Source organism: Pseudomonas oryzihabitans NBRC 102199, assembly GCF_000730625.1.
In the GTDB taxonomy this organism is placed as follows: Bacteria; Pseudomonadota; Gammaproteobacteria; order Pseudomonadales; family Pseudomonadaceae; genus Chryseomonas; species Chryseomonas oryzihabitans.
This window is the reverse complement of record NZ_BBIT01000022.1, coordinates 1-25,102: the sequence shown is the minus strand read 5'-3', so window position 1 is coordinate 25,102 and position 25,102 is coordinate 1. Positions and strand designations below refer to the sequence as shown.

The window sequence follows — 25,102 nt, the reverse complement described above, 5'->3', positions numbered from 1 at the left end:
TGAGGGCAACCGCTGGCAGTCAGGTCACCTGTTGGCGACGCGAAGGGGACAAGGCTACGATCTTTTTCACTGCTAGGCCGTCGCAGGGATCACCCTCACCCCAACCCTTTCCCAAAGGGAGAGGGGGAAGTTCGGTGTGCGAGGAGCCTCCTCGCCAGAATCCGCTAACAAAGAGAAAGGGGGCTATTAGCCCCCTTTCCTTCACAACGCCCGACCGGCTTACCGCCGCTTGTCCTTGCGCTTCTTCTCGGCCTTCTTGTGGTGGCTCATCAACCGGCGCTTCTTGTTGACCTGGCGCTCGGTGAGGGTGTTCTTCTTGCCCTCGAAGGGGTTCTCGCCACCGCGGTATTCGATGCGGATCGGCGTCCCCACCAGCTTGAGCACCCGGCGATAGGTCTTTTCCAGGTAGCGGGTATAGGACTTGGGCACCGCTTCCGTCTGGTTGCCGTGGATGACGATCAGCGGCGGGTTGGCGCCGCCCAGGTGGGCATAGCGCAGCTTGATGCGGCGCCCGCTGACCATCGGCGGCTGGTGCTCCTGCACCGCGTCCTCGAGGATCTGGGTCAGGCGGCTGGTGGGCCAGCGGGTGGTGGCCGAGGCGAAGGACTGCTGCACCGACTTGTACAGATGGCCCACGCCGGTGCCATGCAGCGCCGAGATGAAGTGGATGTCGGCGAAGTCGACGAACAACAGCCGGCGTTCCAGCTCGGTCTTGACGTAGTCGCGCTCGCCGGACTCCATGCCGTCCCACTTGTTGAGGGCGATCACCAGGGCACGACCGGTCTCCAGCACGAAGCCGAGCAGGTTGAGGTCGTGCTCGACCACGCCTTCGCGGGCGTCCATGACAAAGATCACTACGTTGGCGTCCTGGATCGCCTGCAGCGTCTTGACCACCGAGAACTTCTCGACCGCCTCGAAGACCTTGCCACGCCGGCGCACGCCGGCGGTGTCGATCAGGGTGTAGCGTTCTTCGTTGCGCTCGAAGGGGATGTAGATGCTGTCGCGCGTGGTGCCGGCCTGGTCATAGACGATGACCCGCTCTTCGCCGAGCATGCGGTTGACCAGCGTCGACTTGCCGACGTTGGGTCGACCGATCACTGCGATCTTGATGCCGGTGGTCTCGTCGATGCCCTGCACGCGGCGGAAGACGTCACCGCCCTCTTCCGCGGCCGCCCGCACCTGCTCCTCGGAGAGCTCCTCGACCTCGACCTCGTCCTTGGGGAAGACGCCCAGGGCGGCTTCCAGCAGGTTGTTCACGCCACGGCCGTGGGCCGCCGCGATGGGAAAGGCATCGCCGATGGCCAGCGGGCTGAATTCCGCCCGGGCGATCTCGGGATCGACGGTGTCGACCTTGTTGGCCACCAGGAAGGTGCGCTTGTTTCTCTTGCGCAGGTGCTCGGCGATCATCTGGTCGGCGACGGTCATGCCGTCGCGGGAGTCCACCAGGAACAGCACCGCATCGGATTCTTCGATGGCCTGCAGCGACTGCTCGGCCATCTTCAGGTCGATGCCTTCCTCGTCACCGGAGATACCGCCGGTGTCGACCACGATGTAGGTGCGTCCCTGCCACTTGGCTTCGCCGTACTTGCGATCGCGGGTCAGGCCGGCGAAGTCGGCGACGATGGCGTCCCGGGTCTTGGTCAGGCGATTGAAAAGCGTGGATTTGCCGACGTTCGGCCGCCCCACCAGGGCAATTACGGGAACCATGCGGCTCTCCCAGAGCAGAAAACACGATGGCCGCTACCGAACTTCACGGTAGCGGCCATCGGTTGAGGATAATAGTTTCTAGCGCAGACGATAGGCGACGAGTTTACCGCCATTGCCGTAAACGTAGAGCATATCGCCGACGACCAGTGGCCGTACCCGGACGCCGTCACCGTCGACCTTGGTACGACCGACGAAACGCCCATCGACCTGGCTCAGCAGGTGGATGTAGCCGGCGTAGTCGCCCACCACCACGTTGCTCGACCAGACCACCGGCCCGGTGAGCTGGCGACGGGCCAGATCGGCATTGGTCCAGAGCGCGGAGGTCGAGGATTCCTCGACGGCTTCCACGGTGCCGTTGTCCAGGCTCAGGTAGACGTTGCCGAAGCCTTCGGCCACGCCGTCGTAGCTGGAGGCGTCACGCTGCCAGAGGATCTGGCCGTTGGCCGGATTGAGCGCGACCACGCGGCCGTTGTAGCTGACCACATAGAGGGTGTCGCCCGACAGCGACAGGCCGCCGTCCACGTCGACGATGCGCTCCAGTTCGGAACGGCCCTTGGGCACGGCGATCTGCTGTTCCCACAGCGGCAGGCCACGCTGCACGTCCAGGGCGACCACCTTGCCGCTGGCGAAGCCGGCCATCACCACCTGGTTGGTCACCAGGGGGGCACCGGTGCCCCTCAGACTCAGCACCGGCTGGGTGTCTTCGTAGATCCAGCGACGGGTACCGCTGCCCAGCTCGAAGGCCTGCAGCTTGTCGTCCTGGGACTGCACCACCACCACGTCGTTGTTGACGACCGGAGCGGACAGCACCTCGCTGGAGGCCTGGGCACGCCACTTCTCGTCGCCACTGGCACTGTCGAGGGCGATGACCTGGCCACGCAGGGTACCGACCAGCACCAGACCGGAGCCGACTCCGACGCCGCCGGAGACCGGCAAGTCCAGGTCCTTCTTCCACAGCACCGCACCGGTCTCGCGATTCATCGCCATGACCCGGCCATCGGCATCGGCGGCAAAGATGGTCTGGCCGTCCACGGCCGGGACCAGGCGGTTGTATTCCTTGCCCTGGCCATCGCCCACCGAGCGACTCCAGACTTCATCCAGCCGGACCTCGGCCTTGATGTCCTTCAGCTCGGCCGGCGGCAATTCCTTCTTGCCGGTGCTGCTGCACCCGACGACCGCAAGGGCGAGACCCAGTACCGCGATAGGCTTCCAGCGCAACATCAGGCGTCTCCTTTGGCGAGATCATCGAGTTTCATCTGCAGCACGCCTTCGGCTGCATCGTTGGGCAGCGCGGCGCGGGCTTTTTCGTAGGCGGCGCGGGCCTCGGTCGGCTTCTTCAGCGCCACCAGCAGATCGCCACGCAATTCTTCGCGGTTGGCGACATAGGCCTTGGGCGCCTCGCCGTCCAGCAGCTTGAGGCCCTCTTCGGCCTTGCCCTCGGCCGCCAGCACCCGGGCCAGACGCTGACGCGCCAGCTCGCCGAGTTCGGCATCGTGGGGCTTGTCCACCACGGCCTTGAGTTCGGCGGCGGCGTCGTCCAGGCGATTGTTCTCCACCGCCACCTTGGCGACGAAGAGACTGCCGTACTGGGCGTAGGCGGTGCCGGAATAATCCTGCTTGAGCTTGCCGTAGGTATCGGTCACCCGCGCGGTGTCGACCTTGCCACCGGGCGCCAGCGCGGCTTCCACCAGCTGCTGATAGAGCACCGAGGCGCCTTGCGCCTGGTTGTTCTGATAGCGCTGCCAGCCCTGCCAGCCGAGTACCGCCACCAGGGCGATGACGCCACCGGCCACCAGCGGCTTGCCGTTACGCTGCCACCAGGCCTTGGCGACCACCAGATTGTCGTCGTCGATGGAACTCAAATCCGTTCTCCTCAATTCCCGCGACCGGAACCGGCCGGGGGCAAAATCTCGTCCAGACGAGCGGCCAGGGCCGCGAAATCGACCTTTTCCTGGGGCGCCTCGCCACGCAGGGGCTTGAGCGCCACCTGTTGCGCGGCCAGTTCGTCCTCACCCAGGATCATCGCCCAGAGCGCGCCGCTCTTGTCAGCCTTCTTGAACTGGCTCTTGAAGCTGCCGGCACCGGCGTTGACCAGCAGACGCAGGTCGGGACGGGCATCGCGCAGCTGCTCGGCCAGCTTGAGGCCGGCCAGTTCGGCCGCCTCGCCAAAGGCGCAGAGATAGAGATCGGCGGGGCGCTGCAGATCACCGGGCAGGCACTCCAGGGTTTCCAGCAGCAGCACCAGGCGCTCGACGCCCATGGCGAAGCCGACGCCCGGGGTGGGCTTGCCGCCGAACTGGGTGATCAGGCCGTCGTAGCGGCCACCGGCGCAGACGGTGCCCTGGGCACCCAGCTTGTCGGTGACCCACTCGAAGACGGTCCGGCCGTAGTAGTCCAGGCCACGCACCAGCTTGGGATTGATCTGGTAGCGGATGCCGGCGGCGTCCAGGCGGGCCTTGAGGCCATCGAAATGGGCGCGGGATTCGTCGTCCAGGTAGTCCGCCAGGGTCGGGGCATCCTGCAGCAGCGCCTGGGTCTGGGCGTTCTTGCTGTCGAGGATGCGCAGCGGATTGGTGGTCAGGCGGCGCTGGCTGTCTTCGTCGAGTTGCTCGAAGCGTTCCTGCAGATAGGCCACCAGGGCTTCGCGATAACGCGCGCGATCGGCGCTGGAACCCAGGCTGTTGAGCTGCAGGGTGACGGCGTCGGTCAGCCCCAGGCGCTGCCAGAGGCGCGCGGTGAGCACGATCAGTTCGGCGTCGATGTCCGGACCGGGCAGGTTGAACACCTCCACGCCGATCTGGTGGAACTGGCGATAGCGACCCTTCTGCGGCTTCTCGTAGCGGAACATCGGGCCGGCGTACCAGAGCTTCTGCACCTGGCCACCGCCGGTCATGCCGTGTTCGAGCACGGCCCGCACGCAACCCGCGGTGCCTTCCGGCCTCAGGGTCAGGGACTCTTCGTTGCGGTCGAGGAAGGTGTACATCTCCTTGTCCACCACGTCGGTGCCCTCGCCGATGCCGCGGGCGAAGAGTTCGGTGAACTCCATGATGGGCAGACGGATCTCGTGGTAGCCATAGCCGTCGAGCAGCGTCGCGAAGGTACGTTCCAGGTAGCGCCAGGCCGGGGTCTGCTCCGGCAGGATATCGTTCATGCCACGGATGGCTTGCAGGGACTTGCTCACGAAAGGGCCTTATTCCTTGATCTTTCAGCTGCGCGCGATGAGCGCGGCATCCGCTTCGGCCTTTTCGGCCGCCTTGCGGCGGATGAGCCCTTCCAGCTCGTCCACCAGATTGTCGTTGTTCAGCTTGGAGGCGGGCTTGCCGTCGATGTACACCAGGTTGTTGGGCGTACCCCCGGTCAGGCCAACATGGGCCTCCTTGGCTTCGCCGGGGCCGTTGACCACGCAGCCGATCACCGCGACGTCCAGGGGCACCAGCAGGTCCTCCAGGCGCCCTTCCAGCTCGTTCATGGTCTTGACCACATCGAAGTTCTGCCGCGAGCAGCTCGGGCAGGCGATGAAGTTGATGCCGCGCGAACGCAGGCGCAGGGATTTCAAGATGTCGAAACCGACCTTGATCTCCTCGACCGGATCGGCCGCGAGCGAGATGCGGATGGTGTCGCCGATGCCTTCGGCCAGCAACATGCCCAGGCCCACGGCGGACTTCACCGTACCCGAACGCAGGCCACCGGCTTCGGTGATGCCCAGGTGCAGCGGCTGCTCGATGCGGGTGGCCAACTGGCGGTAGGCGGCCACGGCCATGAAGACGTCGCTGGCCTTCACGCTGACCTTGAAGTCCGGATAGTCCAGCTTCTCCAGGTGGTCGACGTGGCGCATGGCCGATTCCACCAGGGCTTCCGGGGTGGGCTCGCCGTATTTCTTCTGCAGGTCCTTTTCCAGCGAACCGGCGTTGACGCCGATGCGGATCGGAATGCCGCGCTCGCGGGCCGCGTCGACCACCGCCCGGACCCGGTCTTCGCGACCGATGTTGCCGGGGTTGATGCGCAGGCAGTCCACGCCCAGTTCGGCCACGCGCAGGGCGATCTTGTAGTCGAAGTGGATGTCGGCCACCAGCGGCAGGCTGACCCGCTGCTTGATGCGACCGAAGGCTTCGGCGGCGTCCATGTCGGGCACCGAGACGCGCACGATGTCGGCACCGGCGTCCTGCAGGCGCTGGATCTGCGCCACGGTGGCGTCGACGTCGCAGGTTTCGGTGTTGGTCATGCTCTGCACGGCGATGGGGGCATCGCCGCCGACCGGCACCGAGCCGACCCAGATCTTGCGGGACAACCGACGTTTGATGGGCGATTCGCTATGCATGCTGGTTTCCCATGGGGTCGCCGGACGTCATTGTCCGGCCTGACCGAGTTTGATGCGGGCGGTCTCGCCCTTGGTGTAAGGCGCGAGGTCGACGACCTGGCCGTTGTAGGAGATCTGGGCACCGCGGGCAAAGCCGAGACGGATGTTCACCGGCGCCTTGATCGAGGCGTATTCGAGGCTCTCGCCGCCTTTCTTCACGCCGCTGAAGAGGATCTTGCCGCTACCGTCGCTGACCTGCGTCCAGCAATTGGCAGTGAAGCGGATGTTCAGGCTGTCGCTGCCGGCGACGGGCGCCGCGGCAGGGGCGCTGGCCGGCGCGGCCGGGGTCGCGGCGGCGGGTGCCGTGGGCGCTGGCGAGGTCGAACCCGTTACCGGGGCCGGGGTGGGCGCAGCGGTCGGGGCGGTCATGGCGGCGACGGTATTGGCATCCGGCGTCGGCGTGCCCACCGGGGACGGCAGGGTGGCGGCCGGCTGCTGGGCGGTGACCGGGGGCTGTTCTTCCGGCTCGTCGATGGGATGGATCTCGGTCTTGCCGTCGGCGCCCTCGACCTCGACATGCTCCATGCTCACGGCACTGGCGCTGGAGGCCTGGCGACTGCGCTCCTGCCACCAGAACAGGCCCATGGCGATGATCAGCACCACCAGGATGAAACTGACGAATCTCAGGACATTGCGCGACAACCGCACCGGCTCGTCGAGACGCCCCAGGCTGTGCACGGTGCTGCCCTTGGCATCGGTGCCGGTGTAGCCGTCGAAGGTCCGCACCAGTTCGACCTGGTCCAGGCCGAGCAGCTTGCCGTAGGCCTTGGTATAGCCACGGGCAAAGGTGTGCCCCGGCATCTGCTGATAGTTGCCGGACTCGAGCTGCTCGATGATGCGCTCGCTGAGATTGAGATTCTGGGCGACCTGGGCCTGGCTCCAGCCAAGCGACAGGCGCTTCTGACGCAAGATCTCACCGGGATTGCCCCGTCCGGCGTGTACCGCTTCGGATTGCACTGCGGTCATTTCTGCTCCGACTGAAGTTGACGATATTCAGGTGAGTTCGGGTAGAGGCGCTTCAGCTGCAGGGCATAGCTCGCGGCGGTGTTGCGATCATTGAACACCTCGGCGAGGCGGATCCCGAGCAACAGGCTGCGGGCATCCTGGGGACTGAGCTGGCTGAAGGCCTGGTAATAGCTCCGGGACGGCACATAGTCGCGCGTCTGGTAGGCCAGTTGAGCCAATTCGAACAGGGCCCTGGGCTGATTGCGATCCAGCCGCAGGGATTTTTCCAGATTTTCCTTGCCCAAGTCGACCTGATTGAGTCGCAGGGCGGTCAGGCCGAGATTCTCGAACACCCGGGCGCGCTCGGGGTAGAGACTGTCTTCGGCGGCCTGGGTGAAACGTTCGTAGGCATCCTTGTAGCGCCCCTGCTCATAGAGGAAGCTGCCATAGTTGTTGAGGATGCGGGCATCGCGGGGCCGCTCGCGCAGGGCCAGGCGGTATTCCTGATCGGCCAGGTCGGTCTCGCCCTGGGCCTGGAACACCAGCCCGAGGGCGGCATGGGCGTCGGCGCTGGACGAATCCAGCTCCAGCGCCTTCTTCAGCGGCACCTTGGCCTGTTCGGTGTTGCCCTGCTGGACATAGCCGAGGCCGAGCTGGATGTAGGCATCACGGGCCTGCATCCGCCCCTGGCGGGTATCCATGGGATTGCGGTCGCCCTCGGTCACGCAGCCGGCGAGGCCGCCGACCACCAGGGCGAGCGCGACAGCCGCAAAGCGCGTGATCGCCATGGTCGCGCCCTCAGCCCTGGAGCGGCGTTACGGTTTCGGCACCGTCGAGCTGGCGAACGGCGATATAGCGCTGGCTGCGGCGGGTGCGGTCCATGACCTGGCCCACCAGCTGGCCGCAGGCGGCGTCGATGTCGTCACCGCGGGTGGTGCGCACCGTGACGTTGAAACCGGCCTGCTGCAGCAGCTCCTGGAAACGGCGGGTGGCGTTCTTGCTCGGCCGCTCGTACCCGGAGTGCGGGAAGGGATTGAAGGGAATCAGGTTGATCTTGCAGGGCACGTTGCGCAGCAGCTCGATCATCTGCAGGGCGTGCTCGGGCAGATCGTTGACGTCCTTAAGCAGGGTGTACTCGATGGTCAGGACGCGTTTCTCGCCCAGTTGGCCGATGTATCTCTGGCAGGCGTCGAGCAGCATGGCCAGGGGATACTTGCGGTTGATCGGCACCAGCTCGTTGCGCAGCTCGTCGTTGGGCGCGTGCAGCGACAGCGCCAGGGAGACGTCGATCTGCTTGGCCAGCTCTTCGATCATCGGCACCACGCCCGAGGTGGACAGGGTCACCTTGCGCTTGGAGATGCCGTAGCCGAGGTCGTCCATCATGATGCGCATGGCGGCAACGACGTTGTCGAAGTTCAGCAGGGGCTCGCCCATGCCCATCATCACCACGTTGGTGATGGCGCGGTCGATCTTGGCGGGCACGCTGCCAAAGGACTTGTTGGCGATCCACACCTGGCCGATCACCTCGGCGGCGGTGAGGTTGCTGTTGAAGCCCTGCTTGCCGGTGGAGCAGAAGCTGCAGTCCAGCGCGCAACCGGCCTGGGACGACACGCACAGGGTGCCGCGGCCGTTCTGCGGAATGTAAACGGTCTCGACGCAGCTGCCGGAGGCGACGCGGATCACCCACTTGCGGGTGCCGTCGCGGGAGATGTCCTCGCTGACGACCTCGGGGCCACGGATCTCCGCGGCGGCCTTGAGCTTTTCCTTGAGCGCCTTGCCCAGGTTGCTCATGGCGTCGAAATCATCGATGCCGAAGTGATGGATCCACTTCATGACCTGGCCGGCGCGAAAGCGCTTCTCCCCGATGGACTCGAAGAACGACTCGAGTTGCGGCTGGGTCAGGCCCAGCAGATTGACCTTATCGGTGGCTGTGGTCATGGGATCACCTCGACGAAATCTGTTTGAAGCCCACGCAGGGCGCGGGCGGTGCCAGGAAGGCGGGCTGGCCGCTTCCCTGGCCAGCGCTCATCCTCAGCGGATGCGCTTGCAGACTTCGGTGGCTGCGAAGAAGTAGGAGATCTCGCGAGCGGCGGACGCTTCGGAGTCCGAACCGTGGACGGCGTTCTCGTCGATGGAGACGGCGAAGTCGGCACGGATGGTACCGGCGTCGGCCTTCTTGGGATCGGTGGCGCCCATCAGCTCACGGTTCTTGGCGATGGCGTTGTCGCCTTCCAGCACCTGGACCACGACCGGACCGGAGGTCATGAAGGAGACCAGGTCCTTGAAGAAGGGACGCTCTTTGTGTTCGGCGTAGAAGCCACCGGCTTCGCGCTCGGACAGCTGGACCATCTTGGCAGCGACGACGCGCAGGCCAGCCTTCTCGAAGCGGGTGACGATCTCACCGACGACATTCTTGGATACGGCATCGGGCTTGATGATCGACAGGGTACGTTGAACAGACATGTGAACTCCGAATGTGGGAATAGAGCAAAAACGAAACCCGCGGATTATACGCGGGTCCCGGTGAAAAGCGTAGCGCGGTACGGGCGATGCGTCAGGCGGACTCTTCGATCCAGGCGGCCTGGATGGCCTCCAGCACCTTCTCGCCACCCCGCTGGGGATCGTCGTCGAACTCCGGCAGCTCCACGACCCAGTTGCGCAGCTTGAGGAAATTCACGTAGCGCGGATCCACGTCGGGATGGGCGTCGTTGAGTTCGATGGCGATATCCAGCACATCGGTCCATTTCAGTGCCATGACAGCTGTCCTCAGTGACCTTCGGAAACCTGGTTGATGGTGTAGCGCGGAATCTCCACCACCAGGTCTTCGCTGCCAACTACCGCCTGGCAGGACAGGCGCGAACGCATCTCCAGGCCCCAGGCCTTGTCCAGCATGTCGTCCTCGAGTTCATCGGAAGGCTCGAGGGAGTCGAAGCCCTCCTGGATGACCACGTGGCAGGTGGTGCAGGCACAGGACATCTCGCAGGCGTGCTCGATGTCGATGCCGTTGCGCAGGGCCGCGGCGATGATGGTTTCGCCTTCGCTGGCTTCGAAGACCGCGCCCTCGGGGCAGTGCTCGGCGTGGGGCAGCAGGGTGATCTGCGGCATGATGGAACTACTCCTCGATATCGTTGAGACGACGACCCGCCAGGGCCGCCTTGACCGAGGCGTTCATCCGCCGGGCGGCGAAGGCATCGGTTACGTGAGAAAGACGCTTGGTCTGGTCTTCGAGCGCCTGGAGGTCGGTGGCATCCAGCAGCTCGGCCAGCCGGCCGATTTCCAGCTCGATCACCTGACGCTCCTCGGCGTCCAGCAGGCGCTCGCCATCGGCGGCCAGCGCGGCGGTGACCGCCTCGATCAGCCGCCGGGCCTCGACCTGCTGCTCGCGCAGCGCGCGGGCCTGCATGTCGTCTCCGGCATGGCGGAAGGAATCCTGCAGCATGTTGGCGATCTCGCCATCGGTCAGGCCATAGGACGGCTTGACCTGGACGCTGGCCTCCACGCCACTGGACAGCTCGCGGGCGCTGACACCGAGCAGGCCGTCGGCATCGACCTGGAAGGTGACGCGGATCTTGGCAGCCCCGGCGACCATGGGCGGGAAGCCACGCAGCTCGAAGCGCGCCAGGGAGCGGGCGTCCTTTACCAGCTCGCGCTCGCCCTGCAGCACATGCACCAGCATGGCGGTCTGGCCGTCGCGATAGGTGGTGAAATCCTGACCCCGCGCCACCGGGATGGTGGTGTTGCGCGGAATGATCTTTTCCATCAGGCCGCCCATGGTCTCGAGTCCCAGGGACAGCGGGATGACGTCCAGCAGCAGCAATTCTTCGCCGGCACGATTGCCGGCCAGGGAATCGGCCTGCAGGGCGGCACCGATGGCGACCACGCGATCCGGATCGATGTCGGTGAGCGGGGTGCAGTCGAACAGCTCGCCCACGGCCTCACGGACATATGGCACGCGGGTGGAACCGCCTACCATGACCACGGCGCGGATATCCGCCGGCTCCACGTCCGCATCGCGCAGGGCGCGGCGACAGGCCTTGAGGCTGCGCGCGACCAGGGGTGCGATGAGTGCCTGGAAGGTGCTGCGGTCCAGCACGCCCGACCAGTCGCCGTGGCTGACCTCGACGCGCTCGGCGGCCGACAGGGCTTCCTTGGCGGCGCAGGCGCTCTGCAGCAGGCGGCGCTGGGTGCCCGGATCCAGATCGCTGGACAACCCGGCCTGCTGGACGATCCAGCCGGCGATGGCGTGATCGAAGTCGTCACCGCCCAGGGCGCTGTCGCCACCGGTGGCCATGACTTCGAAGACGCCGCGGGTCAGGCGCAGGATGGAGATGTCGAAGGTGCCGCCACCCAGGTCGTAGATGGCGACCACGCCCTCCTCGCCCCGGTCCAGGCCATAGGCCACGGCCGCCGCGGTGGGTTCGTTGAGCAGGCGCAGGACATTCAGGCCGGCGAAGCGGGCCGCGTCCTTGGTCGCCTGGCGCTGGGCATCGTCGAAGTAGGCCGGCACGGTGATGACGGCGCCGACCAGCTCGCCACCCAGGGTGGCTTCGGCGCGCTCGCGCAGCACCCGCAGGATGTCGGCGGAGACCTCTACCGGACTCTTGCGCCCGGCAGCGGTATCGATGAAGGGCATTTCCGATTCACCGGCGACGAAGCGATAGGGCAACTGCTCGCCCAGCTGCTTGACGTCGGCGATGCCACGCCCCATGAGGCGCTTGACGGAAAGAATGGTATTGAAGGGGTCCTGGGCGGCAGCGGCCTTGGCGCCAGCCCCCACCTCCACGCCAGCGGCGGCGTAGCGCACGGCGGACGGCAGGATCACCTCGCCCTGCAGATCGGGCAGGGTCTCGGCCACGCCACTGCGGACGGCGGCCACGAGGGAATTGGTGGTGCCCAGATCGATGCCCACCGCCAGCTTGCGCTGGTGCGGCTTGGGCGCCATTCCGGGTTCGGCTATCTGCAATAGAGCCATTGGCTAGTCGGCTTATGGTTGTCGGTGCCGGAGCGACACCTGTGATTAATCGTCCAGACGCTCTTCGAGCTGGCGGATCTCGCTGGCCAGCTTGTCGAGAAACTGCATGCGACGGACCAAGCGCTCGGCAGACTCGCGCTGGGCGGGATCCTGCCAGATCGCGGCGAAGGCCTGCTCGATGTCACGCTGCGCATCCTTGAGGCGCTGGCGGAAGGCGGGAATGCCCGCGCTGTCGCCGGCGTCCTGCAGGTCTTCCAACTCCTCGCGCCACTGCAATTGCTGCATGAGGAAGTCGGTGTCCTGGATGGTCGCCTCGAGCGGCATCTCGTGCCCTTCGAGCTCCAGCAGATAGCGCGCGCGGCGCGACGGAGCGCGCAACACGTGATAGGCCTCGTTGAGCTCGGCCGACCGCTCCAGCGCCTGGCGCCGTTCGCGCTCCGGCGCATCGGCGAAGCGATCCGGATGGACCGTGCGGGCCAGATCGCGATAGCGCGAGGCCAGACCCGCCTGATCGATCTCGAAGGCGGGCCTGATCTCGAACAGGGCGAAGTGACAGGGCTTACCCATGGCGGGCCTCAGATGTTGAAGCTTTCGCCGCAGCCACACTCGCCACGCACGTTGGGATTGTTGAACTTGAAGCCCTCGTTGAGGCCTTCACGCACGAAATCCAGCTCGGTGCCGTCCAGGTAGACCAGGCTCTTGGGGTCGATGATGACCTTGACGCCATGGCTTTCGAACACCTGGTCCTCGGCCGCGAATTCATCGACGAACTCGAGTACGTAGGCCAGTCCCGAGCAGCCCGTGGTACGAACGCCCAGGCGGATGCCCTCACCCTTGCCGCGTCCGTCGAGGGAACGCTGCACGTGGCGGGCGGCGGACTCGGTCATGCTGATCGCCATGGTTCCTCCTCAGAGCAGGCCTTTCTTCTGCTTGTAGTCGCTGACCGCCGCCTTGATGGCGTCTTCGGCGAGTACCGAGCAGTGGATCTTCACCGGCGGCAGGGCCAGTTCTTCGGCGATCATGCTGTTCTTGATCGACGCCGCTTCCTCGATGCTCTTGCCCTTCATCCACTCGGTGGCCAGGGAGCTGGAGGCGATGGCGGAGCCGCAGCCGTAGGTCTTGAACTTGGCATCTTCGATGATGCCCTGCTCGTTGACCTTGATCTGCAGGCGCATCACGTCGCCGCACGCGGGAGCGCCGACCATGCCGGTGCCGACATCCGGATCAGCCGCGTCGAACTTGCCGACGTTGCGCGGATTTTCGTAGTGGTCGATGACCTTTTCACTGTATGCCATGGTTCAATCCTCACTCATCAGGGGGTGGGTCAGTGGGCTTGCCACTCGACCTGACTCAGGTCTACGCCTTCTTTGAACATGTCCCACAGCGGAGACAATTCACGCAACTTGTTGACGGCTTCGGTGACCTTGCTCGCGGCATAGTCGACGTCTTCTTCGGTGGTGAAGCGACCGAAGGTGAAGCGGATGGAGCTGTGCGCCAGCTCGTCGTTGCGGCCCAGGGCGCGCAGGACGTAGGACGGCTCCAGGGAGGCCGAGGTACAGGCCGAACCGGACGAGACCGCCAGGTCCTTGAGCGCCATGATCAGCGACTCGCCTTCGACGTAGTTGAAGCTCAGGTTCAGGTTGTGCGGCACACGGTGGATCAGGCTGCCGTTCAGGTAGACCTCTTCCAGGCCTTCGAACTGCCGGTAGAAGCGCTCGCTCAGGGCCTTGATGCGGGCATTTTCCTGGACCATCTCTTCCTTGGCGATGCGGAAGGCTTCGCCCATGCCGACGATCTGGTGGGTCGCCAGGGTACCCGAACGCATGCCACGCTCATGACCGCCACCATGGGTCTGGGCCTCGATACGCACGCGCGGCTTGCGGCGGACGTAGAGAGCGCCGATGCCCTTGGGACCGTAGGTCTTGTGCGCCGAGAAGGACATCATGTCGACCTTGAGCTTTTCCAGATCGATCTCGACCTTGCCGGTGGACTGGGCGGCATCGACGTGGAAGAGCACGCCACGGGAACGGGTCAGCTCGCCGATGGCGGCGATGTCGTTGACGGTACCGATCTCGTTGTTGACGTGCATGATGGACACCAGGGTGGTGTCGTCACGCAGGGCCGCCTCGACCATCTCGGGGGTGATCAGGCCGTCTTCGCCCGGCTCGAGGTAGGTGACCTCGAAGCCTTCGCGCTCGAGCTGGCGGGTGGTGTCCAGCACCGCCTTGTGCTCGATCTTGGAGGTGATCAGGTGCTTGCCCTTGTTCTGGTAGAAGTGCGCGGCGCCCTTGATGGCCAGGTTGTCGGACTCGGTGGCACCGGAGGTCCAGACGATCTCGCGCGGGTCGGCGTTGACCAGTTCGGCCACCTGGCGACGGGCGTTTTCCACGGCTTCCTCGGCCTTCCAGCCGAACAGGTGGGAGCGCGATGCAGGGTTGCCAAAGTTGCCGTCCACCAGCAGGCACTCGCTCATCTTCTGAGCGACGCGCGGATCGACGGGCGTGGTGGCGGAATAGTCTAGGTAGATCGGCAATTTCATCGGTTACTCCTAATCAGACGGGCGTCTCTGCTCAGTCGATGGTGGACGCTTCGATTTTTTCGACCGCTAAAGGCGATTGCTTGCTGGCACAGACCTTGGTGTCCTGACGCTTGGCAACCTGCTGGATCTCGTTGCGGGCGACCAAGTCGGCCAGGGTGATGCCACTGAGGAAGGTGTGGATCTGATCGCTCAGGTCGCACCAGAGGTGGTGGGTCAGGCAGGTATCACCCTGGTGACACCCCCCGCTGCCCTGGCAGCGGGTGGCATCCACGGATTCGTTGACGGCATCGATCACCTGGGCGACATGGATACCGCCCATGTCGCGCGCCAGCTGATAGCCGCCGCCGGGACCGCGTACGCTGTTGACCAGCGAGCCGCGGCGCAGCCGGGCAAACAGCTGCTCCAGATAGGACAGCGAAATACCCTGCCGCTCGGAAATGTCGGCCAGCGACACCGGGCCCCGCTGGGCATGCAGCGCCAGGTCGAGCATGGCGGTTACGGCATAGCGGCCTTTGGTGGTCAGTCTCATGACGAACTCGAGCGGGTTGCATCGGATGACCCCGATTATCGGATTCCCGACAAAAAAGGTCAACTTTAAAACCGACCAAATCACTCAGGCATTATCTATCGGGGGGATAGTCCGCGGATGAGATTCGCCCCGGGCGGCCTTCTGGGTTTCGGTGAGAATGCCGCGCAGGATGTTCATCTCCAGCTTGCTGATGCCGGCCCGGCCATAGAGGCGGCGGAGGCGACTCATCAGGTGACGCGGCTTGGCCGGATCGAGGAAGCCGATCTCCACCAGGGTCTGCTCCAGGTGCTCGTAATAGAGCTCCAGCTCCTCCACCGTCACCGGCTGGGTGTTGAGCATGGCGGTGGCCTCGACCTTGTTCATCTTGGTCGGCTGGTTCTGCGCCGCGAGCCAGGCCATGCGCACCTCGTACACCAGCACCTGGACCGCTGCGGCGAGGTTGAGCGAGCCGAAGGCCGGGTCCGAGGGGATGTGCACATGGTAGTGGCAGCGCTGCAGCTCCTCGTTGGTGAGGCCGGCGTATTCGCGACCGAACACCAGGGCTACCTCGCCACCCTGCTCCACCTGGGCCAGGGAGGTGGTGGCGCATTCGCGCGGATCCAGCAGCGGCCAGGGGATGCGGCGATCGCGGGCGCTGGTGCCCAGCACCAGACTGCAGCCGGCCAGGGCCTCTTCCAGGGTGTCGACGACGATGGCGGCGTCGAGCACGTCGTTGGCCCCGGAGGCGCGGGCATTGGCCTCGCCGCTGGGAAAGTCCTCGGGATCGACCAGATAGAGGCGCGACAGGCCCATGTTCTTCATTGCCCGGGCGGCACCGCCGATGTTGCCGGGATGGCTGGTATTGACCAGAACGACGCGGATGTTGTTCAGCACGTGGCTATCCTCGAGCGGACGCGGGAAATCGGCGCCGTATACTACGCCCACACGCGCCCGCTTGCCACGAATACCCCTTCCAGTGCCGCGAAGTCTGCTATCATTGCCGGCTTTCCTTATACAACCCAGGTGATTTATCCATGCAGCCCATGCTGAACATCGCACTGCGCGCGGCCCGCAGCGCCGGTGAACTGATTTTCCGTTCGATTGAGCGCCTGGACGTGATCGCCGTCGACGAAAAAGGCGCCAACGACTTCGTCTCCGAAGTCGACCGGGCCGCCGAGCAGACCATCCTCGCCACCCTGCGCAAGGCCTACCCCACCCATGGTTTCTACGGTGAGGAATCCGGCTACCTGGCGGGCGAAGGCGAAGGCGCCGACTACGTCTGGATCGTCGACCCGCTGGACGGCACCACCAACTTCCTCCGTGGCGTCCCGCACTTCTCGGTGAGCATCGCCTGCAAGTACAAGGGCCGCCTGGAGCACGCCGTGGTCCTGGATCCGGTGCGTCAGGAAGAATTCACCGCCAGCCGTGGCCGCGGTGCCGCCCTGAACGGTCGCCGCATCCGCGTCACCAACCGGCGCAGCCTGGAAGGTGCCCTGCTGGGTACCGGCTTCCCCTTCCGTGCCAATGACGTCGATCACCTGGACAACTACCTGGGCATGTTCCGCAGCCTGATCGGTCAGACCGCCGGCATCCGCCGCGCCGGCTCCGCCGCCCTGGACCTGGCCTATGTCGCCGCCGGTCGTTTCGACGCCTTCTGGGAAATGGGTCTGTCGGAGTGGGACATGGCCGCAGGCGCCCTGCTGGTGCAGGAAGCCGGTGGCCTGATCGGTGACTTCAACGGCGGCCACGACTTCCTCGAGAAGGGCCACATCGTCGCCGGCAACCCCAAGTGCTTCCGCGGCCTGCTGACCCAGATCCAGCCGCACCTGCCGGCCTCGCTCAAGCGCTGAGTCCGCCTGGCTTACGAAAAAGCCCCTGCCGGCCATGCCGACAGGGGCTTTTTCTTGCGTGCCGCAAAGAGACTTCGCAGCAGGCCGGCGGGGATCACTTGACCACTTTCAGACTCGGCCGCGCCGGTGCCGGCTTGGGCGCCTCGGGCTTGCTGCCGCCAGTGTCCGGACCCTGGTCATCCGGCGGGCTGGGCTCGCTGTCGAAGACCATGCCCTGGCCGTTCTCCCGGGCGTAGATGGCCAGGATGGCGCCGATCGGGACGTAGAGGTTGTAGGCCACGCCGCCGAAGCGGCCATTGAAGCTCACCGCCTCGTTGTCCATGTGCAGGTCGCGCACGGCACTGGGCGAGGCGTTCAGCACGATCTGGCCGTCGTTGGCATAGCCCGGCGGCACGCGCACCTCGGCGTAGTCGGCATTGACCAGCAGATGGGGCGTGCAGTCGTTGTCCACGATCCACTCGTAGAGCGCGCGGACCAGGTAGGGGCGACTGGAATTCATGGGGTTCTCCTCTAGCGCATCTCACGCTCGGTGACCGAAAGACTGGATCGGAAACTGTCGCGCGCGAACATGCGATCCATGTAGTCCTGCAGCGGCTTGGCGGCCCGGGGCAATTCGACGCCCAGGCGCGGCAGGCGCCACAGGAGGGGGAGCAGGCAACAGTCCACCAGGGAAAAGTCGTCGCTCAGGAAAAAGGGTTTTTCCGCGAAGATCGGCGCCACGCCGGTCAGGCTCTCCCGCAATTCCTTGCGTGCAGTGGCGAGGTCGGCGCCCGGCGCGGCCTGCAGGATGGCGTCCACCAGGCTGCACCAGTCACGGCCGATGCGGTGCATCAGCAGTCGCGACTGGCCACGGGTGACCGGATAGGCGGGGAGCAGCGGCGGATGCGGATAGCGTTCCTCGAGGTACTCCATGAGTACCTCGGTGCCATAGAGCACCAAGTCGCGATCCATCAGCGTCGGCACGGTGCCATAGGGATTGTGCTCGGCCAGCTGCCGTGGACACTCGCCCCGGCGTACGGCGATCAGCTCGCACTCGACGTTCTTTTCCGCCAGGATCAGACGGATCCGGTGGCTGTAGTGATCCTCGGGATCATGGAAACAGGTCAGGCGGGTTATGGCGCCCATGGGTCCCTCCCCCGTTGGGGGCGAAGCTGCAAAGAAGGGATTATCTCGCACCTTGCCGCCCGCCACCTAGTCTCATCGCTCACTGTCGGGCAATCGCCGCCAGAATTCGCGCTTGAGCCAGAAGGCCAGGACGGCGAACAGCAGCAGATAGCCCAGCACCCAGGGCGCGAGGCGCCAGGCCAGGCTGCGCTCGGGCGCGGCGGAATAAGCGAGGTAGGCGACCAGATCGTCGACGGTGCGCGCGAACTGCTCGGGCGTCTGGGCGCCGCTGCCGGGTTCCAGGCGCAGCACGCAACGTCCCGCGCTGCAGTCGCGCACCTGGCGGCCGCGCAGGGCGGCCAGGACGTCGGGCATGCGCGTGCCGGGTGCCCTGAGGTTGTCGACCCCGAGCGGCCGCCCGGGCGCCACATAGAATTCCTGCAGAAAGGCGCGCAGCCAGGCCTCGCCGCGCACCGCGGCGATCAGGGTGAGATCCGGCGGCACGCTGCCAAAGGCACGCCGGGCGTCCTCGGGCTTGAGCAGCCCGAGCATGGGCGCGCTGGGGGTGCGCCCGGGCGCCCAGCTGGCGAGGTCGAGGTGAAGATCGGCGGCGACCCGGTCGAAGCGCTGGTACTCCTGGCCATGGCAGGCCAGGCAATAGCGGCCGAAGCTGATGGCACCGGCCCGGGGATCGCCTTCGGTGCCCATGGCCAGACCACTGCACAGCAGCAGGAGCAGCAGCAGAACGCGACTCATGACCGGGACTCCGCTGGCGTACGCGGACGACCCAGACTGCTGTACCAGGGCATGCCCAGCAGGCCGATGAAATAGACACCCGCCGCCAGACGCGCCAGCAGCAGGCGCCCATCGGTCAGGGCGACCACGCCCAGCACGCCCAGGGCGACAAAGGCCAGGCAGGCCAGGTACAGCCCCAGTCGCGCCGGCCAGGCCTTGCGGCGGACCGAGCGGACCGGACTGCGATCCAGCCAGGGCAAGACGAACAGCAGGGCGATGGCCAGAGCCGCCAGGCCGAGACCGCCGGCCTTGCTCGGCACCGCGCGCAGCAGCGCATAGAAGGGGGCCAGGTACCAGGGCGGCGCGATGTGCGCGGGGGTCACCAGCGGATCGGCCGGCTGCTGGTTGGCCGGCTCCAGCACCAGACCGCCCAGGTCCGGCGCCAGCAGCACCACGGCGAGAAACACCAGCAGGAAGACCGCCAGGCCGCAGAGGTCCTTGAGCGTCAGATAGGGATGGAAAGGCACCCCGGCGGCACCGCTGACATCGCGCTCGTCACCCTCGGGATTGTTCGAGCCGGTCTGGCGCAGGGCGACGACGTGCAGGCTCACCAGCGCAAGGATCAGCAGTGGCAGCCCGACCACGTGCAGGGCCTGGAAGCGGCGCAGGCTGGCATCGGACAGCACTATCCCGCCGCGCAGCAGGTCGGCCAGGGTCGGGCCGATCAGGGGTACGGCCTCGACGGCACTGAGGGACACCTGGGCGCCCCAGTAGGAAAGTTGTCCCCAGGGCAGCAGATAGCCGAAGAAAGCCTGGGCCAGCAGCAGCAGATAGAGCAGCACGCCGAAGCTCCAGACCAGCTCCCGTGGCGCGCGATAGGAGCCATAGAGCAGGCCGCGCAGCATGTGCAGATAGAGGCAGACGAACAGCGCCGAGGCGCCCACCGCGTGCAGATAGCGGATCAGCCAGCCGAAGGGCACCTCGCGCATGAACAGCTGGACCGAGGCGAAGGCACCCTTCACGGTGGGCTCATAGCCGAACAGCAGCCAGAGTCCGGTCAGCACCTGCAGCGCCAGGATGAAGAGCAGCAGCGAGCCGAACAGATAGAAGACGTTGAGATTGCGCGGCACCCGGTAGTCGCCGAGGTGCCGGCGCCAGAAGGCGCCGATCGGCAGCCGTCGCTCCAGCCAGCCGGGCTCCCTGTCCCTCATGCCGCGCCCTCCCCGTCGCTGCCGATCACCAGCAGGCTCTCGCCTTTGAAGTGATAGGGAGGCACGGCCAGATTCAGGGGTGCCGGCTGGTCGCGATAGACCCGCCCAGCGAGATCGAAATGGGAGCCATGGCAGGGACAGAGATAGCCCTTGTTCGTCGCGGCCGCCGTGTCCAGGGACGGAATGCAGCCGAGGTGGGTGCAGATAGCGGTGACCACGAAGATGTCCGGCCGCCGTGATCTCAGCCGTGGATCCACATAGGGTGGCTGGCTGGATTCCCGGGAATCCGGGTCGGCGAGGCCGGCCTGGTCGGCCAACAGCCGGGCCTGGTCGGCCGCGCTGCGGCGCAGCACGCAGACCGGCTGGCCGCGCCACTGCACCGTGAGTTGCTCGCCTTCGCGCAGCGTTTTGAGATCCACCTCGACCGGCGCCGCCGCCACCTCCGCCGAACGACTGGGCCGCAGGGCGCAGACGAAGGGCACGCTACCCGCCACCAGCCCCAGGCCGCCGACGGCGGAGGTGGTGGCGATCAACAGGCGGCGGCGTTGGGCATCGGGGGCGTCGTCGGTCACGTCAGGCTTCCCGGCTCCATCTCCAGCGTCACGCCGAAGCGCTCGCGCACCGAGGCGCGGATGCGCTCGGCCAGGGCCAGGACGTCGCGACTGCGGGCGCCGCCGAAGTTGACCAGCACCAGCGCCTGGGCGGCATGCACCCCCACGGCGCCATCGCGATGACCGCGCCAGCCGGCCTGGTCGATCAGCCAGCCGGCGGCCAGCTTGACGCTGCCATCGGCCTGCGGATAGGTCGGCAGACCTGGATAGCGGCCCTGCAGCGCGGCGGCTTCGGCAGCGGTCACCACCGGATTCTTGAAGAAGCTGCCGGCATTGCCCAGCACCGCCGGGTCGGGCAGTTTGCTCTGGCGGATGCTGCAGATGGCCGCGCTGACGGCCTCGGGGGTCGGCTGCGTGACGCCCGCCTCGGTCAGGGCCTGGCGCACCGGACCGTAGTCCAGCACCAGCTGCGGGCGCCGACTGAGATGGAAGCGCACCCGCAGCACGATCCAGCGTCCGGCCTCGGCCTTGAAGCGACTCTCGCGGTAGGCGAAGGCGCAATCGGCCGGACTGAGGTCATGGAGTTCGCCGCTGTGGCGATCGAGCGCCGTGACGCCCGCACATCTGTCCTTCAATTCGACGCCATAGGCGCCGATGTTCTGGATCGGCGAGGCGCCCACGGTGCCCGGGATCAGGCTGAGATTTTCCAGGCCGTACCAGCCGTTGGCCAGGGTGGCCATGACGAAGGGGTGCCAGGGCTCGCCGGCTTCGGCTTCCACCAGCAGGGCATCGCCCTCCTCCGCCAGCAGACGGATACCGCGCGAGGTCAGCCGCAGCACCAGGCCCTCGACCCGTTCGGGCAGGACCAGGTTGCTGCCACCGCCCAGCACCCGCAGGGGCACGCCCAGCTGTCGGGCCAGCGCCAGGGCCGCGCGGACCTCGGCGTCACTGGCGGCTTCCAGATAGCGATCGGCTTCTGCCACCAGACCGAAGGTATTGAGGCCCTGCAGCGGAACCAGCTGTTGCAGCTCAGCGACCATGACGGGCAGCCACCTCGGCGACCAGGCCATCGCAGGCGCTTTCCAGCAGGTCGAGGACCCGCTCGAAGCCAGCTGTACCGCCGTAATAGGGATCGGGCACCTCGTCCACCGCCAGGCCCTGGCGCGCCAGGAAGAGCTCGGGCACGGCGCCCTCGTCCGGACGCAACTGTTCCAGCCAGGCGAGGTTGTCCTGGTCCATGGCCAGGATCAGGTCGAAGCGCTGGAAATCGTCCTCAGCGACCTGGCGCGCGCGCAGGTCGGCGATGTCATAGCCGCGACCGGCCGCGGCCTGGATGGCCCGGGAATCCGGTGCCTTGCCGACATGCCAGTCGCCGGTGCCGGCCGAGTCCAGGTCCACAGCCTCGGCAAGGCCGGCGGCGTCCAGCTTGGCCCTGAGGATGCCTTCGGCGGTGGGCGAGCGGCAGATGTTGCCCATGCAGACGAACAGGATGCGCAGGGTCATCTAGGCTCCCAGCAGGCGACGGACGCGTTCGAGATCTTCCAGGGTATCCACGCCGGCCTGGGGCGCTTCCAGGGCATCGGCGACATGGATGCGCACGCCGTGCCAGAGAGCGCGCAATTGCTCCAGGGCTTCGGTCTCTTCCAGGGCGCAGGGGCCCCAGCTGACGAAATCGGCAAGGAAGCCGGCGCGGTAGGCGTAGATGCCGATGTGGCGACGATAGGGAAAGCCCTGGGGCAGCTGCGCGCGATCGCTGGCGAAGGCGTTGCGCGCCCAGGGCAGCGGTGCCCGGCTGAAGGTCAGTGCCAGGCCGTTCACGTCGGTGCTCACCTTGACCACATTGGGATTGAACAGGCTATCGACGTCACTGATCGGCTCAGCCAGGGTGGCTACCCCGGCTTCGGGATGGGCGGCGAGGTTGGCCGCCACCTGGTCGATCACCGCCGGCGGAATCAGCGGCTCGTCGCCCTGGACGTTGACCACCAGGGCGTCGCTGGCCAGGCCGAGCAGCTCGGCCACCTCGGCCAGGCGATCGGTGCCCGAGGCATGGTCGGCGCGGGTCAGCAGGACCCTGGCGCCAAAGCCTTCGCAGGCACGCAGGATGTCGTCGTGGTCGGTCGCCACCACCACCTGCTCGGCGCCGCTGCGGCGGGCCTGCTCCCAGACGTGCTGGATCATCGGCTTGCCGGCGATGTCGAGCAGCGGCTTGTTGGGCAGCCGGGTGCTGGCCATTCGCGACGGAATGACGACGGTGAAGGCGGCGCTCATTTATCCAGACGCTCGTCCGTGGTGATGATGCGCGCCTCGCTTTCCAGCATCACCGGGATGCCGTCGCGAATCGGGAAGGCCAGGCCGGCGGCCTTGCTGATGAGCTCGGTCTTGTCGTCGCTCAAGATCAGCGGGCTCTTGGTCAGGGGGCAGGCAAGGATGTCCAGCAGCTTGAGATCCATGGGCAGAGGTTCCGTCAGTGAGAGTGTTCGGGCAGGAGTCGGTCGAGACGCCCGTCCAGCCAGGCGACGAAGGCGGCCGAGGGCTGGGCGTCCACCGCCAGGTACCACCAGTCGGCGGCGGCGAAGGACCGGCACTTGACCGCGTCCTTCTCGGTCATCACCAGCGGCAGCGCGGGGGTGAAGGTCAGGTCCGCGGCGCTGTAGGTGGCGTGATCGGCGAAGGCATGGGGCAACGGCTGCCAGTGTAGTCCTTCGAGGGTGGCGAAGAAACGCCCGGGGTTGCCGATGCCGGCCAGGGCGTGCAGGCGCTGCCCCGGCGGAAAGAAATCCAGCGGTCGCGTCTCGCCGCTGCGCAGATTGACCAGGGCACTGGGCTGCAGGGTCAAGCCGAAGCCGTCGGCCGGATCGACCGCGGCGCCGTTGTGGATCACGGCGTCCACCTCGGCCAGGCGCTCCAGGGGTTCGCGCAGGGGGCCGGCCGGCAGGCAGCGACCGTTGCCGAAGCCGCGCGCCGCATCGACCATCACCAGCTCCAGGTCGCGGGCCAGGCGATAGTGCTGCAGGCCGTCGTCGCTGAGGATGACGTCGAGCGATTCTTCGGCGAGCAGGCGTTCGACGGCGCGACCGCGGTCGGGATCCGTCACCAGCGCCACCCCGGTGCGCTGCACGATCAGCAGCGGCTCGTCGCCGGCGACGGCGGCGGTGTCGCTGGCCCGCACCCGCCAGGGCAGACTCGGCGGCGTGGCGCCATAGCCGCGGCTGACCACCCCGACCTTGAGCCCACGGGCGCGCAGGTGGCCGATCAGCCAGAGGATCATGGGCGTCTTGCCGGTACCGCCCACGGTGAGATTGCCCACCACGATGACCGGTACCGGCGCGCGATGGATGCTGCCCTGCCCCGCCAGGAAACGCTGGCGCTTGCGCCGGGCGACCCGGCGATAGAGGGCTTCAAGCGGCGCCAGCAGGCCCAGGGCCGGATGCCCCTGGTACCAGGCGCGGACCAGGCGCTCGCCCAGGCTCACGGCCGTTTCGCCTGGGCCTCGAGGGTGGTGATGCGCAACTGGCTGAAACCCAGCTTGCCGGCGGCGTCCATGGCCATGACCACCGCCTGGTGGGTGGCGCGGCCATCGGCGGTGATCACCAGCGGCAGGCTGTTGTCGCCGCCGGATTCCCGCTGCAGCGCGGTGGTCAGGCCGGTCAGGTCGTTGCGCGCCAGGGTCTGGCCGTTGAGCGCCATCTGGCCTTCGGCGGTGATGCTGATTTCCAGGATCTTGCCCTGATTGGCGGCCGCAGCGGCGCTATCGGCCTCGGGCAGTTCGATCTTCAGCTGGCTGGGCTTGCTGAAGGTGGCGGTCACCACGAAGAACAGCAGCAGGACGAAGATGACGTCGATGAAGGACGCCAGGTTGATATAGATCTCTTCGCGAGCGGCGCCCCCGGCGCGGCGACGGAATTTCACGCCGGGGCTCCTTCGCGGACGTCCACCTCGCGATCGCCGTGAAGGATGTCCACCAGCTTGACCGCTTCCTGCTCCATGCCCACCACCAGCTCATCGACCCGGCGCAGCAGGTAGCGATGGAAGAACACCGCGGGAATCGCCACCAGCAGGCCGGTGGCGGTGGTGACCAGGGCCTTGGAGATGCCACCGGCGAGGATGGGCGCATTGGCCATGCCGTCGTTCATGAAGGCGCTGAAGATGTCGATCATGCCGAACACCGTACCCAGCAGACCCATCAGGGGCGCCAGGGCGGCGATGCTGCCGAGGGTGTTGAGGTAGCGCTCGAGGTCGTGCACCACGCGGCTACCGGCTTCCTCGATGGCTTCCTTCATGATGTCGCGGCCATGGCGGGAATTGGCCAGGCCCGCGGCGAGAATGTCGCCCAGGGGCGATCCGGCGCGCAATTCGCGCAGCCGCTCGGCATTGAGCTGCTTGTCCTGGATCCAGCGCCAGACCTGAGCGAGCAGCGTCGGCGGTGCGACCCGGCTGCGCCTGAGGGTCCACAGCCGCTCGGCGATGATGGCCGTGGCCAGGATGGAACTGAGAATGATCGGCAGCATCATCCAGCCGCCCGCTTTGACCATTTCGAACACGAGACCGTTACCCCTGCCGCAAAATGCGGCCACTCTAGCACGAACGCCGGAGAGCCTGTTCAAGGGCTCGCGAGCTAGAGAC

31 protein-coding genes are annotated in these 25,102 nt (G+C 66.4%); 1 reads left to right on the top strand and 30 read right to left on the bottom strand.

Features of this window, described 5'->3' with window-relative positions; translation table 11 throughout:
- Window positions 1-219 precede the first annotated feature (219 nt).
- From der to trmJ, 18 genes are all read right to left on the bottom strand, one after another.
- On the bottom strand, window positions 220-1,707 hold the full coding sequence (gene der, locus POR01S_RS21140; protein ID WP_007162433.1) for a ribosome biogenesis GTPase Der: 1,488 nt from the start codon (window positions 1,705-1,707) through the stop codon (window positions 220-222).
- A 78-nt stretch (window positions 1,708-1,785) separates the two neighbouring features.
- The gene (gene bamB, locus POR01S_RS21135; RefSeq protein WP_027598340.1) at window positions 1,786-2,928 is read right to left on the bottom strand and encodes an outer membrane protein assembly factor BamB; all 1,143 of its coding nucleotides are present in this window, start codon (window positions 2,926-2,928) and stop codon (window positions 1,786-1,788) included.
- On the bottom strand, window positions 2,928-3,569 hold the full coding sequence (locus POR01S_RS21130; protein WP_007162431.1) for a tetratricopeptide repeat protein: 642 nt from the start codon (window positions 3,567-3,569) through the stop codon (window positions 2,928-2,930). Before POR01S_RS21130 ends, bamB begins: the two co-directional genes overlap by 1 nt.
- A gap of 11 nt (window positions 3,570-3,580) precedes the next feature.
- The gene (gene hisS, locus POR01S_RS21125) at window positions 3,581-4,888 is read right to left on the bottom strand and encodes a histidine--tRNA ligase (RefSeq protein ID WP_007162430.1); all 1,308 of its coding nucleotides are present in this window, start codon (window positions 4,886-4,888) and stop codon (window positions 3,581-3,583) included.
- A gap of 24 nt (window positions 4,889-4,912) precedes the next feature.
- A complete protein-coding gene (gene ispG / locus POR01S_RS21120; RefSeq protein ID WP_007162429.1) occupies window positions 4,913-6,025 on the bottom strand; it encodes a flavodoxin-dependent (E)-4-hydroxy-3-methylbut-2-enyl-diphosphate synthase in 1,113 nt (370 codons plus the stop codon).
- Window positions 6,026-6,052: 27 nt separating this feature from the next.
- Window positions 6,053-7,030 carry a RodZ domain-containing protein gene (locus tag POR01S_RS21115; RefSeq protein ID WP_042138191.1) on the bottom strand — a complete coding sequence of 326 codons (978 nt, stop codon included), beginning with the start codon at window positions 7,028-7,030 and terminating at the stop codon, window positions 6,053-6,055.
- Window positions 7,027-7,797, bottom strand: coding sequence for a type IV pilus biogenesis/stability protein PilW (gene pilW / locus POR01S_RS21110; protein WP_007162427.1), 771 nt, complete (start codon window positions 7,795-7,797; stop codon window positions 7,027-7,029). Before pilW ends, POR01S_RS21115 begins: the two co-directional genes overlap by 4 nt.
- A gap of 10 nt (window positions 7,798-7,807) precedes the next feature.
- Window positions 7,808-8,947 carry a dual-specificity RNA methyltransferase RlmN gene (gene rlmN, locus POR01S_RS21105; protein WP_042138190.1) on the bottom strand — a complete coding sequence of 380 codons (1,140 nt, stop codon included), beginning with the start codon at window positions 8,945-8,947 and terminating at the stop codon, window positions 7,808-7,810.
- Window positions 8,948-9,040: 93 nt separating this feature from the next.
- On the bottom strand, window positions 9,041-9,472 hold the full coding sequence (gene ndk / locus POR01S_RS21100) for a nucleoside-diphosphate kinase (RefSeq protein ID WP_042138188.1): 432 nt from the start codon (window positions 9,470-9,472) through the stop codon (window positions 9,041-9,043).
- 91 nt (window positions 9,473-9,563) lie between these two features.
- Entirely contained in the window at window positions 9,564-9,764 is a 201-nt protein-coding gene (iscX, locus tag POR01S_RS21095; protein ID WP_007162424.1) for a Fe-S cluster assembly protein IscX, read from the bottom strand.
- Between the two features lie 11 nt (window positions 9,765-9,775).
- Window positions 9,776-10,114 carry an ISC system 2Fe-2S type ferredoxin gene (gene fdx / locus POR01S_RS21090; protein ID WP_007162423.1) on the bottom strand — a complete coding sequence of 113 codons (339 nt, stop codon included), beginning with the start codon at window positions 10,112-10,114 and terminating at the stop codon, window positions 9,776-9,778.
- Window positions 10,115-10,121: 7 nt separating this feature from the next.
- On the bottom strand, window positions 10,122-11,981 hold the full coding sequence (hscA, locus tag POR01S_RS21085) for a Fe-S protein assembly chaperone HscA (RefSeq protein WP_027601479.1): 1,860 nt from the start codon (window positions 11,979-11,981) through the stop codon (window positions 10,122-10,124).
- 45 nt (window positions 11,982-12,026) lie between these two features.
- Window positions 12,027-12,548: a co-chaperone HscB gene (gene hscB / locus POR01S_RS21080; protein WP_027598344.1), complete on the bottom strand. Its 522-nt coding sequence runs from the start codon at window positions 12,546-12,548 to the stop codon at window positions 12,027-12,029.
- An 8-nt stretch (window positions 12,549-12,556) separates the two neighbouring features.
- Window positions 12,557-12,880: an iron-sulfur cluster assembly protein IscA gene (gene iscA, locus POR01S_RS21075; RefSeq protein WP_007162420.1), complete on the bottom strand. Its 324-nt coding sequence runs from the start codon at window positions 12,878-12,880 to the stop codon at window positions 12,557-12,559.
- A 9-nt stretch (window positions 12,881-12,889) separates the two neighbouring features.
- The gene (gene iscU / locus POR01S_RS21070) at window positions 12,890-13,276 is read right to left on the bottom strand and encodes a Fe-S cluster assembly scaffold IscU (RefSeq protein ID WP_007162419.1); all 387 of its coding nucleotides are present in this window, start codon (window positions 13,274-13,276) and stop codon (window positions 12,890-12,892) included.
- Between the two features lie 29 nt (window positions 13,277-13,305).
- Window positions 13,306-14,520 carry an IscS subfamily cysteine desulfurase gene (locus POR01S_RS21065; RefSeq protein WP_042138185.1) on the bottom strand — a complete coding sequence of 405 codons (1,215 nt, stop codon included), beginning with the start codon at window positions 14,518-14,520 and terminating at the stop codon, window positions 13,306-13,308.
- A gap of 31 nt (window positions 14,521-14,551) precedes the next feature.
- Entirely contained in the window at window positions 14,552-15,049 is a 498-nt protein-coding gene (gene iscR, locus POR01S_RS21060; protein WP_027598345.1) for a Fe-S cluster assembly transcriptional regulator IscR, read from the bottom strand.
- Window positions 15,050-15,133: 84 nt separating this feature from the next.
- The gene (gene trmJ / locus POR01S_RS21055) at window positions 15,134-15,922 is read right to left on the bottom strand and encodes a tRNA (cytosine(32)/uridine(32)-2'-O)-methyltransferase TrmJ (protein ID WP_042138184.1); all 789 of its coding nucleotides are present in this window, start codon (window positions 15,920-15,922) and stop codon (window positions 15,134-15,136) included.
- 140 nt (window positions 15,923-16,062) lie between these two features.
- Here trmJ and suhB point away from each other — a divergent pair, with 140 nt between their 5' ends.
- A complete protein-coding gene (gene suhB, locus POR01S_RS21050; protein WP_027598347.1) occupies window positions 16,063-16,878 on the top strand; it encodes a type III secretion system regulator SuhB in 816 nt (271 codons plus the stop codon).
- A 94-nt stretch (window positions 16,879-16,972) separates the two neighbouring features.
- On the opposite strand, the gene POR01S_RS21045 is transcribed toward suhB, so the two are convergent.
- From POR01S_RS21045 to pocA, 12 genes are all read right to left on the bottom strand, one after another.
- Entirely contained in the window at window positions 16,973-17,377 is a 405-nt protein-coding gene (locus tag POR01S_RS21045) for a ClpXP protease specificity-enhancing factor (protein ID WP_007162414.1), read from the bottom strand.
- 11 nt (window positions 17,378-17,388) lie between these two features.
- A complete protein-coding gene (locus POR01S_RS21040) occupies window positions 17,389-18,003 on the bottom strand; it encodes a glutathione S-transferase N-terminal domain-containing protein (RefSeq protein ID WP_027598348.1) in 615 nt (204 codons plus the stop codon).
- A 72-nt stretch (window positions 18,004-18,075) separates the two neighbouring features.
- The gene (locus POR01S_RS21035) at window positions 18,076-18,738 is read right to left on the bottom strand and encodes a cytochrome c1 (protein ID WP_042138179.1); all 663 of its coding nucleotides are present in this window, start codon (window positions 18,736-18,738) and stop codon (window positions 18,076-18,078) included.
- On the bottom strand, window positions 18,735-19,928 hold the full coding sequence (locus tag POR01S_RS21030) for a cytochrome b (RefSeq protein ID WP_042138177.1): 1,194 nt from the start codon (window positions 19,926-19,928) through the stop codon (window positions 18,735-18,737). Before POR01S_RS21030 ends, POR01S_RS21035 begins: the two co-directional genes overlap by 4 nt.
- A complete protein-coding gene (petA, locus tag POR01S_RS21025; protein WP_042138175.1) occupies window positions 19,925-20,500 on the bottom strand; it encodes a ubiquinol-cytochrome c reductase iron-sulfur subunit in 576 nt (191 codons plus the stop codon). Before petA ends, POR01S_RS21030 begins: the two co-directional genes overlap by 4 nt.
- Entirely contained in the window at window positions 20,497-21,519 is a 1,023-nt protein-coding gene (murB, locus tag POR01S_RS21020; RefSeq protein ID WP_042138173.1) for a UDP-N-acetylmuramate dehydrogenase, read from the bottom strand. Before murB ends, petA begins: the two co-directional genes overlap by 4 nt.
- Window positions 21,509-21,976: a low molecular weight protein-tyrosine-phosphatase gene (locus POR01S_RS21015; protein WP_169853395.1), complete on the bottom strand. Its 468-nt coding sequence runs from the start codon at window positions 21,974-21,976 to the stop codon at window positions 21,509-21,511. The genes murB and POR01S_RS21015 overlap by 11 nt, the downstream gene beginning before the upstream one ends.
- Window positions 21,977-21,982: 6 nt before the next feature.
- Window positions 21,983-22,747, bottom strand: a complete 765-nt coding sequence (gene kdsB, locus POR01S_RS21010; protein WP_042138168.1) for a 3-deoxy-manno-octulosonate cytidylyltransferase — start codon at window positions 22,745-22,747, stop codon at window positions 21,983-21,985.
- Entirely contained in the window at window positions 22,744-22,929 is a 186-nt protein-coding gene (locus tag POR01S_RS21005) for a Trm112 family protein (protein ID WP_007162406.1), read from the bottom strand. The genes kdsB and POR01S_RS21005 overlap by 4 nt, the downstream gene beginning before the upstream one ends.
- Window positions 22,930-22,943: 14 nt before the next feature.
- Window positions 22,944-23,951, bottom strand: a complete 1,008-nt coding sequence (lpxK, locus tag POR01S_RS21000; RefSeq protein ID WP_042138166.1) for a tetraacyldisaccharide 4'-kinase — start codon at window positions 23,949-23,951, stop codon at window positions 22,944-22,946.
- On the bottom strand, window positions 23,948-24,388 hold the full coding sequence (pocB, locus tag POR01S_RS20995; protein WP_042138165.1) for a flagellar polar localization protein PocB: 441 nt from the start codon (window positions 24,386-24,388) through the stop codon (window positions 23,948-23,950). The genes lpxK and pocB overlap by 4 nt, the downstream gene beginning before the upstream one ends.
- A complete protein-coding gene (pocA, locus tag POR01S_RS20990) occupies window positions 24,385-25,020 on the bottom strand; it encodes a flagellar polar localization protein PocA (protein ID WP_007162403.1) in 636 nt (211 codons plus the stop codon). The genes pocB and pocA overlap by 4 nt, the downstream gene beginning before the upstream one ends.
- Window positions 25,021-25,102: the final 82 nt, after the last annotated feature.